At 74.1% G+C, this 11935-nt stretch carries 9 protein-coding genes; 7 read left to right on the forward strand and 2 right to left on the reverse strand.

From position 1 onward, the window contains the following. Positions 1–25 precede the first annotated feature (25 nt). Positions 26–1411 carry an ABC transporter substrate-binding protein gene (locus tag J2S46_RS30180; RefSeq protein ID WP_191291240.1) on the reverse strand — a complete coding sequence of 462 codons (1386 nt, stop codon included), beginning with the start codon at positions 1409–1411 and terminating at the stop codon, positions 26–28. A gap of 444 nt (positions 1412–1855) precedes the next feature. Continuing rightward, positions 1856–3073: a glycoside hydrolase family 6 protein gene (locus J2S46_RS30185; protein ID WP_191291239.1), complete on the reverse strand. Its 1218-nt coding sequence runs from the start codon at positions 3071–3073 to the stop codon at positions 1856–1858. 1197 nt (positions 3074–4270) lie between these two features. Between J2S46_RS30185 and J2S46_RS30190 the strand changes: the two genes are divergently transcribed. From J2S46_RS30190 to J2S46_RS30220, 7 genes are all read left to right on the forward strand, one after another. Then, complete coding sequence (locus J2S46_RS30190; protein ID WP_191291238.1) at positions 4271–5602, forward strand: ABC transporter substrate-binding protein; 1332 nt, start codon at positions 4271–4273, stop codon at positions 5600–5602. Positions 5603–5791: 189 nt separating this feature from the next. Next, the gene (locus tag J2S46_RS30195) at positions 5792–6802 is read left to right on the forward strand and encodes a carbohydrate ABC transporter permease (RefSeq protein WP_191291237.1); all 1011 of its coding nucleotides are present in this window, start codon (positions 5792–5794) and stop codon (positions 6800–6802) included. An 11-nt stretch (positions 6803–6813) separates the two neighbouring features. Continuing rightward, the gene (locus J2S46_RS30200) at positions 6814–7746 is read left to right on the forward strand and encodes a carbohydrate ABC transporter permease (RefSeq protein WP_191291236.1); all 933 of its coding nucleotides are present in this window, start codon (positions 6814–6816) and stop codon (positions 7744–7746) included. A gap of 106 nt (positions 7747–7852) precedes the next feature. After that, positions 7853–9343, forward strand: coding sequence for a GH1 family beta-glucosidase (locus J2S46_RS30205; RefSeq protein WP_191291235.1), 1491 nt, complete (start codon positions 7853–7855; stop codon positions 9341–9343). A 284-nt stretch (positions 9344–9627) separates the two neighbouring features. Beyond that, positions 9628–10251 (forward strand): GNAT family N-acetyltransferase, encoded by a 624-nt coding sequence (locus tag J2S46_RS30210; protein WP_191291234.1) that lies wholly within the window; start codon positions 9628–9630, stop codon positions 10249–10251. 191 nt (positions 10252–10442) lie between these two features. Then, positions 10443–11330 carry an SGNH/GDSL hydrolase family protein gene (locus tag J2S46_RS30215; RefSeq protein WP_191291233.1) on the forward strand — a complete coding sequence of 296 codons (888 nt, stop codon included), beginning with the start codon at positions 10443–10445 and terminating at the stop codon, positions 11328–11330. A gap of 10 nt (positions 11331–11340) precedes the next feature. After that, positions 11341–11829, forward strand: a complete 489-nt coding sequence (locus J2S46_RS30220; RefSeq protein WP_191291232.1) for a DUF6328 family protein — start codon at positions 11341–11343, stop codon at positions 11827–11829. Positions 11830–11935: the final 106 nt, after the last annotated feature.

Genomic DNA, 11935 nt, shown 5'->3' on the forward strand with positions numbered 1-11935 from the left:
GGCGGCGGCGGCCCGGCGCACCGGATCAGCCGCCGGTCTTCTGCTTGATCAGCTTGAGGGCGTCGTTCCAGGCGGTCTTCGGATCGGTGCCGTCCTGCTCGACCGCCCGCAGCCCGCTCTCGGTGAGGACGGTCTTCGCCGTGCCGTCGTCCTTGCCGATCGGTGCGGGCCGGACGAACTGCGCGGCGGCGGCGTAGATCCGGCCGACCGGCGTCTCGCCGAAGAAGTCGAGCTTCGCCTGCTGGACCGCGGGCAGTTGCAGCGCCGCCGTGGTGGAGGGCAGGTTGCCGACCTTGGCGAAGACCTTGGCCTGCTGCTCGGGCGCGGTCAGCCAGGCCGCCAGCGCGGCGGCCTCCTTGGGGTGCGCCCCGCCGCCCGGGACGGTCAGGAAGGCGCCGCCCCAGTTGCCCGCCACCGGCGCCTGGGCGATGTCCCACTGGCCGGCCGCGCCGTCGTCGGACTGGCTGCTGATCAGGCCGGTCATCCAGGACGGGCAGACCACGGTGGCGAACCGGGACAGGAAGAACCCGGTGTTCCAGGCGCCCTGGAACTGGGTGAGCCCGGCGCTCATGCCGCCCTGCGCCGCCCGGACGGCGACGTCCCAGGCCTTCTTCACCCCGGGGCTGGACTGGTGGTCCAGCTTGCCCGAGGCGTCCGAGTACTGCTGCGGCTCGCCGGCCAGGACGGCGTTGAACAGCCCGCCGACCGAGTCGGTGAAGAACGTCCCCTTGGGGGCGGCGGCCTGGTAGCGCCGGCCCACGTCCACGAAGCGGTTCCAGTCGCCCTTCCAGAGGGCGGCGACCGCCTCCCGGTCGGTGGGCAGTCCGGCCTTCTTGAAGAGGTCCTTGCGGTAGCAGACCGCCATCGGGCCGATGTCGGTGCCGAGGCCGATCATCCGGCCGTCGGCGGTGGTGCCCTGCTGGACCTTCCAGGGCAGCCAGGCGGCGGGGTCCACGCCGGGGGTGCCGCGCAGGTCGGTGAACCGGTCGGCGTAGGTGCTGGTGGCCTGGGCGATGTAGCCCACCTCGACCGCCTGGATGTCCGCGAGGCCGCTGCCGGAGGCCAGCTTGGGGGTGAGGGCGTCCCAGTAGGCCTGGCCGTCCTGGGTGATCTGGGCGTGGATGTTGATCTCGGGGTGGGCGGCCATGTACTCCCGGTACAGGCCCGCCTCGTGGTAGCCGAAGGTGCCGAACTCGCCGACCGTCAGGGTGATCGTGCCCTGGCCGGCGTCGGCCGAGGTCTCGCCCGCCGCTTTCGGCGTGCCCGTGGGGGAGCCCTCGAAGGCGCAGCCGGTGAGCAGCAGCACCCCGGCCGTGAGCGCCGCCGCGAGGCGCCGGGCGCCGGCGCGGTGCGGCGGCGCCGCCGCCCTTCGGGGTCGGGGGCGGGACGGTCGGGGGGTGGTTCTCGGCATGGTGCGGTGGCCTCTCGCGGGCGGAGGGGGGAGGAGCCGGGCAGCGGCGGAGGGGAACGGCTGTGGTGGGCGACGCTGGCGGTGGGCAACGGCGGGGGTGGGAGGGGTGGCGGGCGACGGGGCGCGGCCGGGGTACCGCTCCGGCCGATGGGAGCGCTCCCACTGAAGGGTGGGGGACCGGCTCCGGAGCGTCAAGATCGGTGCGGCGGTGTTTCCGAACCGTGTCGTTGGCATGAACGTGCGGTCCTGCGGTCCTGCGGTCCTGCGGTCCTGCGGTCCTGCGGTCCTGCGGTCCTGCGGTGCCGAGGTGCCGCGGGCCGGGCGCCAGGGCGGGCCGACCGGGTGCCCGGGTGTCCGGGTGCCCGGTCGGCCCGCAGGACGCGGCCGCCGTCCGGGGCGGCGGCCGCGTCGCCCCGGACGGCCGGAGCCCCCGGCCCCGCCCGGTCAGCCCTTGCGGGCGAACGGATCGGTGTTGAACCGCAGCGCGGGGGAGGCCTGCGCGGCGAGGCTGTGCGCCTGCTCGGGCCACCAGGCGCCGGCCACGGGGTCGACTCCGCCGTACTCGGGATCCGTGCCGCCCGCCGTCCCCCGGGTGCAGCTGCCGTCCGACTCGCCGGGCACCTTGATCCACAGGTAGGCGTCGAGCAGCGGGACCCCGGTGTCCGCGGTCGGGCGGGTGCCCAGGCCGCGGGCCGGCGGGTTGCACCAGGTCTGCGGGTCCGGGTACTGGGCGGTGGGCGTCCACGGTCCCTGGCCGTTGCGGCTGCTGTCGACGACGAAGTGCGGCAGCCGGGCGTCGGCCGGCACGTGGGCGGCGTACCAGGCGTCCGCGTCGGCCTGCGGCCAGTACTGGTTGGCGCAGTCGTCGGCGGCGGCGCCGGGGGTGTTGGCCAGGTACCAGGTGCACTTGGCGACCAGGGTGCCGTACCGGACGAGGTCGGCGTCCCGCTGGTAGTTGGAGACGTTCAGGAAGAAGCCCTGGGCCCGGGCCACCCCGCTCGCGTCGAGCAGCGCCGCCATGGTCCCGACGTTCTGCCAGGAGCTGTGGCCGCCGTCCAGGTAGACCAGTGCCCCGCTCTGCCGCTCCAGCCGGTCGACGGCGGCGTTCGTCTCGGCCAGCCGGTCGGCCTGCTGCTGCGCGGTGCCGCCGCAGAAGGCGGGGCTGAGGGCGAGGCCGTCGGGCTCCAGCACGACCACCGTCTGCCGTCGGCCGATGCCCTGGGCCAGGGCGTCCACCCAGGCCGCGTACTGGGCCGAGTCGGCGGCGCCGCCGGCCGAGTACTGGGAGCAGTCGCGGCCGGGGATGTTGTAGGCCACCGCCACCGGCGTCTGCCGCAGCAGGGCCGCCTTCGCCTGCAGCTCGGCCATCTCGCGGGTGGTCTGCGCCGGGTCGGCCGTGCCGGTGAACCACCGGGCGACGGGCCAGCTGGCCAGCTTGGCCATCGCGGCGGCCCCGGCGGTGTCGCCGGCCCGCAGGTCGGTGACGGCCTGCTGGGCGGCCTTGCTCGCCGGGTCGATGAAGAAGTGCGTACCGGCGGGGAGCGAGCGGGAGGCCGGAGCGGCCGGTCCGGCCGCGGCCGCGGGTCCGGCGCCGAGGCCGGAGAGTGCGGCGAGCGTCGCGGCCACGGCCAGTGCCGCTCGCGTGGTGCGGGCGATGCGCATGACGGTTACTCCCTGTGAGTGGGTGCGGGCGGGCGGGCCGTCCCGGCACCCCGCGGGCCCCGGTGCGGACGGTGCGGTGGTGGGACGGTGCGGGTGCGGGTGGCCGGGCGGGCGTCCCCGCCGGGGCAGGGCTCGGCCGTTCGGGCCCGGTGGGCGGATCGGGGCCGGTCCGGGGGTGGTCCGGGCGGTGCGAGGTGCGGGCGGGCGGTGGCTGCGCCGTGCGTTGGACGGCCCCGGTACCTGGGAGCGCTCCCAGGTACCGGGGCGGCCGGTCCCCGCATGAGTCGGGTGGGGGCAGGGACCGCCACACATGAAGTCAGAGTCCCCGGGGAGGCGTCAAGAGTTCTCACCGGCTTCAAGTTCTGAACCGGCGACCGGGCCGGCGGCGGCCTGACGGGCCGACAAGGCGCTGCTGGTTCAAATCTCTGAAGGAGTGTTCGACGATTCGACGCTCCGGCGGGGCAACGAGGCCTGCCGATGGCCGAATTGAGCCCCGGAGTTCGCCGCCGGAGGCCGGTCGCGCACGGCAGGCCGCGGGACGGGCCGCCGGTTCCGCCCCCGCGGCCGGGCGGCGCCGCCCGGCCGCGGCGGGTGCCCGCGGGTGGCGTCGAGGGCCCGCGTCACCTGCCGCTCGGCCGCGACCCGGCGGGGCGGCCGGATCGGGCGCGATGGTGCCGGGGCGGGGCCGCCCGGGTGCCCCGGCGGAGGCGGCGTGGTCCGTTCCATGGTCCTCCCACGGGCGGCGGCCGGCGGCCCGTCCCGTTCCTCCGGGCGCCGGCCGGACGGTGCGCGCTCCGCCCGGCGCCCGGCCGGCGATCGGGGCGCGGCGGCCCCCCGGCCGACCGGGCGGAGCCTCCCGGCCGGGTCCACCGCTCCGCCGTCCACCGTCGTGACCTGCGGAGACGGTAGGGCTCCGGCCGGCCGGCCCGGTCGGCCGGGGAGGTGTTCCCCGGCGGTCGGCGCGACATCGGCAGGACACGCTCCGGTAACGGCTTGGACTTCATGTCTTGACACGCCTGCCGGGCGGGAAGCAACCTTTCGGCAGACGCATGGGAGCGCTCCCACATCGAAAGAGCGAATCCCGGACGTCAGCACCACCCCAAGGTCGCTTTTCCCCGGCCGGTTCCCGGCTCTCCCTGACTCGCTTCCGCCCCATTCCCGAGCCGCACCGCCGCGTCTCGGACCAAGGAGATGGACATGCGCACGTCCCGTGCCACCCGCACCACCCGTTCCCGTCGCGCCGTCGTGCTCGTCACGACCGTGCTGAGTGCCACGGCGCTGCTGGCCACCGGTTGCTCCAGCAGCGGGTCGAGCAGCGACAAGGCCGCCGACCCGAACGAGAAGATCACTCTCACCGTGGGCGACTTCGGGACGTTCGGCTTCAAGGAGGCGGGCCTGTTCGACGCGTACACGGCGCTGCACCCGAACATCACCGTCAAGGAGAACACCACCACCCAGGAGGCGGACTACTGGACCGCCGTCCAGACCCACCTCGCGGCGGGCAGCGGCCTGGACGACATCCAGGCCCTGGAGGTCGGCCGGATCGCGCTCGCCACCTCCGACGCGCTGAGCGGCTCCTTCCAGGACCTCTCCAAGGCCCCGGGGATCAAGAAGGACGACTACCTGCCGTGGAAGTGGCAGCAGGCCACCACCGCGAGCGGCAAGACCATCGGTCTGGGCACCGACGTCGGCCCGATGGCGGTCTGCTACCGCCAGGACCTCTTCCAGGCGGCCGGCCTGCCCTCCGACCCGGCGGCCGTCAGCGCGCTGTGGGCCGGCGACTGGGCCAAGTACGTCGAGGTCGGCAAGCAGTTCCAGGCGAAGGCCGCCAAGGGTACCTTCTTCATGGACTCCGCCACCGGCCTGTTCAACGCCACGGTCTCCAGCAGCACCGAGCAGTACTACAAGAACGGCAAGCTCAACTACAAGGACTCGGCGAGCGTCAAGACCGCCTGGGACCTCGCCATGAAGGCCGACGCCGCGGGCAGCTCGCAGGGCCTCAAGGAGTTCGACCCGACCTGGCAGACCGCGTTCACCCAGTCCACCTTCGCCACCACCATCTGCCCGTCCTGGCAGCAGGCGAACATCGAGAAGTACTCCGGCCCGGCCAACGCCGGCAAGTGGAACGTCGCCCAGGCGCCCGCCGCCGGCAACTGGGGCGGCTCCTTCCTGTCCGTCCCGAGCTCCGGCAAGCACGTCGCCGCGGCCCAGGACCTGGTGGCCTGGCTGAGCGCCCCGGAGCAGCAGGCCAAGGTCTTCCAGAAGGTCGGCAACATCCCGTCCAACCAGAACGCCTACGCCCTGCCCGGCGTGACCGACTTCAAGAACCCCTACATCGGCCCGAACGCGCCGACCGGCCAGATCTTCTCCACCGCGGCCAAGGCCATCAAGCCCGCCGAGACCGGCCCCAAGGCCGGTGACCTGCAGACCGCCTTCTCCAACGGCATCCTGCTGGTCGAGCAGAACGGCAAGAGCGCCGGCGACGCCTGGAACGAGACCGTCAAGCAGATCGACAGCACCATCCAGTAGCAGGCCGGAGGGGCCGCCCGGTCAGCGCACCGGGCGGCCCCGCCCGCCCCACCGACGTCCATCGGCGTCCCGTCCGGCAGCCGTCGCCGCCGGGCCCGGGCCCGCCGTCCAAGGCCCCGAAGACCCGGCGGCATCCCACTGGCCCTCGCCAGTGGGCCGAAGGCAGCAATCCACGGAAGGAAGCCACACGTGGCCACCTCCATCACCGCCCGCGGGAGCGACCCAGGCTCCGCGACGCCAGACCGACCCCACCCCGTACCGCCGAAGGACGAACGCCGCCAGGCCTGGCGCAGCCGTCTGTACCGCTGGGACACCAAGGGCTCGCCCTACGCCTTCGTGTCGCCGTTCTTCCTGGTCTTCGCGGCGTTCGGGCTCTTCCCCCTGCTCTACACCGGCTGGCTGTCGCTGCACCAGGTGAGCCTCTACAACGTCGACCAGGCGAAGTGGGTCGGGCTGAAGAACTACACCGACCTCTTCACCGGCCCGCCCAGCCACTTCTTCTGGAACGCCCTGGGCAACACCTTCACGCTCGGCATCCTGTCCACGGTGCCGCAGTTGATGATCGCCATCGGCCTGGCCCACCTGCTCAACTACAAGCTCCGCGCCAGCTCCTTCTTCCGGACGGCCCTGCTCGCGCCGTACGCGACCTCGGTCGCCGCCGCCACCCTGGTGTTCGCGCTGATCTTCAGCCCGGAGAGCGGGATGGCGAACTGGTTCCTGGGCCTGTTCGGGGTCGACCCGGTGGCCTGGGAGGCCGGTGAATGGACCTCCCAGCTGGCCATCTCGCTGATCGTCACCTGGCGCTGGACCGGCTACAACGCCCTGATCTTCCTCGCCGCGATGCAGGCCGTGCCGGGCGACCTGTACGAGGCCGCGGCCCTGGACGGCGCCTCCCGCTGGAAGCAGTTCCTGCACGTGACCGTCCCCGCGCTGCGGCCGACGATCCTGTTCACGGTCGTCGTCTCGACCATCGGGGCCACCCAACTCTTCGGCGAGCCCTTCCTGTTCGGCGGCCAGAGCGGCCACCAGGGCGGCACCGCCCACCAGTACGAGACCCTCGGGGTCTTCATGTACGACCAGGGCTTCCGCAACAGCATGCTCGGCCGCGCCTCCGCCATCGCCTGGACGATGTTCGCGCTGCTCCTGCTGATCGGCCTCGTCAACGCCCTGATCGCCCGCCGCCTGCGCAAGTCGCAGTGAGAGGAGGAACCATGACCGCCGTACACCCGGCCGCTCCGGTCCGCACCGCGGACCAGGACGCCCAGGCCCAGGCGCCACGGCGTCGCCTCCGCTCCGTGCGGAAGGGCGCGGGCCGCCAGCACCACGCCGGCCCGCTGACCTACGCCGTCCTGGTCCTGGTCGCGCTCGCCTCGCTGTTCCCGCTGTACTGGACCCTGGTCGCGGCCTCCACCGACGCCCACGCCGTGGTCTCCACCCCGCCGCCGATGATCCCGGGCGGCAACCTGTTCAAGAACCTGTCCTACGTCTGGCACAACGCCGGCGGGCGGGGCATGGGCGTGGCCCTGCTCAACTCCACGCTGGTCGCCGGGTCCGTCACGATCGGCACCGTCAGCTTCTCCCTGCTGGCCGGATTCGCCTTCGCCAAGCTCCAGTTCCCCGGCCGGGGCGCGATGATGGGCCTGGTCGTCGCGACCCTCGCGGTGCCGGCCCAGCTGAGCGTGGTGCCGCTGTTCATCCTGATGAAGAACCTCGGCCAGGGGAACCACCTGAGCGCGCTCATCCTGCCCTCGCTGGTGACCGCCTTCGGTGTCTTCTTCATGCGCCAGTTCCTGGTCCAGGCACTGCCCTCGGAGCTGTTGGAGGCCGCCCGGATGGACGGTGCCAACTCGCTGCGGGTGGTGTGGCACGTCGTGGTGCCGATCGCCCGCCCGGCGATGGCGGTGCTCGGTATGCTGACCTTCGTCCAGTCCTGGAACGACTTCCTGTGGCCGATCATCGCGATGAACGGCTCCTCCAACCCGACCGTGCAGGTCGCCCTCGCCGGGCTCGGCACCGGATGGTCCACCGACTGGTCGATCATCATGGCCGGCGCGCTGATCGGCACGCTTCCCCTCCTGCTCGTGTTCGTCCTGTTCGGCAAGCACATCGTCGGCGGGATCACCCAGGGCGCCGTCAAGGGCTGAGCCCCGGCACCCCCGGCCGGGCGGGGGCCGGCGGCTCCTCCGCCGCCGCCCCGCCCGCCCACCCTCCCCGCTGCCTCTCTTCCTCGCACATCTGGAGCGTCCCCCGATGACACCCGTGTCCTCATCCGCCCCGCACCGTCCGGCCGAAGCAAGCGCCCAGGAAGGGCAGTTGACCTTCCCGAGCACCTTCCTCTGGGGCTCCGCCACCGCGGCCTACCAGATCGAGGGCGCGGCCGCGGAGGACGGCCGCACCCCGTCGATCTGGGACACCTTCAGCCACACCCCCGGCAAGACGTACCAGGGCGACACCGGCGACGTGGCCACCGACCACTACCACCGGTTCCGCGAAGACGTCGCGTTGATGGCCGAGTTGGGCCTCAAGGCCTACCGCTTCTCGATCTCCTGGCCCCGGGTGCAGCCCACCGGCCGGGGCCCGGCGGTGGAGCGCGGCCTCGACTTCTACCGTGCCCTGGTGGACGAGCTGCTCGCGGCCGGCATCGAGCCGGTCGCCACCCTCTACCACTGGGACCTCCCGCAGGACCTGGAGGACCTCGGCGGCTGGACGGTCCGGGAGACCGCCGAGCGCTTCGGCGAGTACGCGGCCCTCGCGGCCCGCGCGCTCGGCGACAAGGTCAAGTTCTGGACCACGCTGAACGAGCCGTGGTGCAGCGCGTTCCTCGGCTACGGCTCCGGCGTGCACGCCCCCGGCCGCACCGACCCGGCCGACGCCCTGCGCGCGGCGCACCACCTCAACCTGGCACACGGCCGCGCGGTGGCCGCCCTGCGCGCCGAACTGCCGGCCGACGCCAAGGTGTCCATCACCCTCAACCTGCACCAGGTCCGCGCGCTGACCGGCTCCGCGGGGGACCTCGACGCGGCCCGGCGGATCGACGCGGTCGGCAACCGGGTCTTCACCGGCCCGATCCTGGAGGGCGGTTACCCGGCCGACCTGCGGGCCGACACCGCCCACCTGGTCGACTGGGACACCCTGGTGCAGCCCGGCGACGAGGCCGTGATCGGCGCGCCGATCGACGTCCTCGGCATCAACTACTACAGCCCGACCCTGGTGTCGGCCCCGGCCGAGGGCGAGGAGCTGGCCCCGGGCGAGGCCGCGAAGAACGACGCCCACGGCGCCAGCGACCACTCGCCGTGGCCCGGCTCCGAGCAGGTCGTCTTCCACCTGCCGCCCGGCGAACTCACCGCCATGAACTGGGCGATCGACCCGAGCGGCCTGTACGACCTGATCACCGACGTCTCCCGGCGCCACCCGGGCCTGCCGCTGATGATCACCGAGAACGGCGCCGCCTTCGAGGACACCGTCAACGCCGAGGGCGAGGTGCTCGACCCGCGCCGGATCGACTACGTCCACCGCCACCTGGCGGCCGTGCACCGGGCCATCGCGGACGGCGCCGACGTCCGGGGCTACTTCCTGTGGTCCCTGCTCGACAACTTCGAATGGTCGTACGGCTACAGCCGCCGCTTCGGCGCCGTGTACGTCGACTACGCCACCCAGCTCCGGATCCCCAAGGCCAGCGCCCGCTGGTACGCGCGGACCGTGCGGAGCAACTCGATCCCCCAGGTGGACAGCCCGTCCTGACACGGGCCGTCGCCGGGAAGGCGGCGGGGGCGAAGGGGACACCGCTCCCGCCGCGGGGCCGGGCACGACAGCCGAGGGTCTGCCGTGCCCGGCCCTTCACCGCCGGGCACGGCGGGCCCCCTTCGACCGTTCGGATCTTCGACTCACCGGCCGGCTGTCCGGTCGTCCGCCTGTCCGCCTGACCGGCTGTCCGGTCGTCCGCCCGGCCCCGGCCCCGTCCGGTGCAGGGCGGCCGGAGCGGCGGGCGCCGCCGAAGCAGCAGGCCTCGAAGGAGAGGACATCCGATGGAGAACCCGCGACCGACGGTCCGCCCGTACCGCCCCGCCGACCGCGAGGCGGTGTACGACATCTGCGTCCGCACCGCCGAGGCCGGCGGCGACGCCACCGGCCTGTACAGGAACGAGCGGGTGCTGCCGGACAACTTCGCCGGGCCGTACCTGGAACTCGAACCCGGCCTCGCGTTCGTCCTGGACGACGGCCGGGGCACCGCCGTCGGGTACGTGCTCGGCACCTCCGACACCGCCCGCTTCGTCACCGGGTTCCGCGAGCGCTGGCTGCCCCGGGTCGGCCACCTGTACCCGCCGCCGGCGGGGGAGCCGGCCGACGGCGACGAGCTGATGGCCCTGCTGCTGCACACCCCCGAGCGGATGATCCTGCCCGAGCTGGCCGACTACCCCGCCCACCTGCACATCGACCTGCTGCCGGAGTTCCAGGGGCGCGGCTTCGGCCGCCTGCTGATCGAGCGCCTGCTCGACGCCCTGCACAGGGCCGGCGCGGAGCGGGTGCACCTCGGGATGGTGAGCGCCAACACCGGCGCCCGGGCCTTCTACGACCGCACCGGCTTCCACGTCCTGCCGGTGCCCGACCCGGGTGTGCTGACCTACCTGGGCCGCTCGACCGCGCGCTGACCTGACCCGACCTGACACCCTGACCCGATCCGGCGGCCCGGCGAGTGACGGCGCCGGGCCCCGTCCGACCCCCGCCCCCCAGACCGGCCCGACCCCCGGTCCCGCCCGCCGACCCGGGCCGGACCGGGGGTTGGGCCATTGGGGTGGCGGCGTTTGCGCCGTGTGCGGACCGTGCGCCACGATCACCTCCCGTGAAGATCACCGCGGATCGCGACGACGCCCGCCGGCCCGTCGACGACCGGCCGCAGGCCGGCCAGGTGCCCGTCGTACCCCGCACCACCCCGACGGACGGGCGCGCACCCCGTATCCCGGCACCCGGCCGCGGACCGCGGCGGCCCGCCGGCCCGCTGAGGCGGGGCCGCCGGCGGCTGCACCTGCTCGGCGCCCGCCTCTACACCTCCGTCCTGATGACGAACCCCCCGTCGACCTGGGCCGCGCCGGTCGCCGACGGCCGGTACGGCCCGGACGGCGGCGCCCCGCTGACCCTGCTGATGCTCGGCGACTCGCTGGCCCGCAGCGTCGGAGCCGGCCGCAAGGAGGAGACCCTGGGAGCCCGGCTGGCCCAGGGGCTGGCGGACGGCAGCGGACGCCCGGTGAACCTGCGCGTCCTCGCCCGCGCCGGCGCCACCACCCGCACCCTGCACCGGCAGGTCGCGCGGGCGGGCACCCTGCGGCCCGGTGTCGCGGTGATCATCGTCGGCAGCAACGACACCATGCTGCCGGGGCCGGTCGGCGGGGCGGCCCGCAGCTTCGCCCGGGTGCTCGACGGGCTGGGCACGGCCGGCTGGGAGGTGGTCGTCGTCCCCTGCGCCGACCCGGGCGGCGCGCCCGGCTTCCGCGCGCCGGTCCGGCTCGTCGCCTCCCGCCGGGCCCGCCGACTGGCCCGGCTGCAGACCAGGGCGGCCGTGCGGGCCGGCGCGCTGATCGCGCCCTCCTCGGTGGACGGGTTCCGGGCCCGGCCCGCCGAACTGCTCGGCCCCGACGGCGTGCACCCGTCGGCCCGGGGCTACGCCGCGTACGCGCTGCGGATGCTGCCGGTCCTGCTGTCGCTCCCGGTCCGCGCGGCGGCCGGCCGGTAGGCTCGGTCAGGTGTCGACGGCACCGGAACCGGACCGGGGCCCGGACGTCGAGCGTCACGAGACGCCCGACGAGCGGGCCGACCGCAACCTGGTCGAACTGCTCCAGGAACTCCGGGTCGTCCAGACCGGCGTGCAGATCGTCTTCGCCTTCCTGCTGGGTCTGGCCTTCACCAGCCGGTTCCCGCAGCTGGACGACTTCCAGACCGGCGTCTACGTCACCACCCTGCTGCTCACCGTGGTGGCCTCGGCGGTGCTGGCCACGCCGGTGGCGCTGCACCGGGGGCTGTTCCACCGGGGGGCCAAGCGCCGGATCGTCGCGCTCTCCTCCCGGCTGGCCGAGGCGGGCCTGTTCTTCCTGGCGCTGGCGCTCAGCGGCGCCGTGCTGCTGATCACGGACGTGGTGCTCGGGTCGGTACCGGCCGCCGTGATCACCGCGCTGACCGTGCTGATGTTCGCGGGCCTCTGGTTCGTCCTGCCGTGGACCCAGCGGCAGCGGTGAACGGCTCGCGCCGGCCCGTGCGGCCGGCGCGGGGTCGGGGGAGGTGCCGGCACCGCCCGGTGCGATCGGGCAGGGTGGGGGCGCGGCCGGCGGCATCCGGCACGCC

Source organism: Kitasatospora herbaricolor (assembly GCF_030813695.1).
GTDB classification, from domain to species: domain Bacteria; phylum Actinomycetota; class Actinomycetes; order Streptomycetales; family Streptomycetaceae; genus Kitasatospora; species Kitasatospora herbaricolor.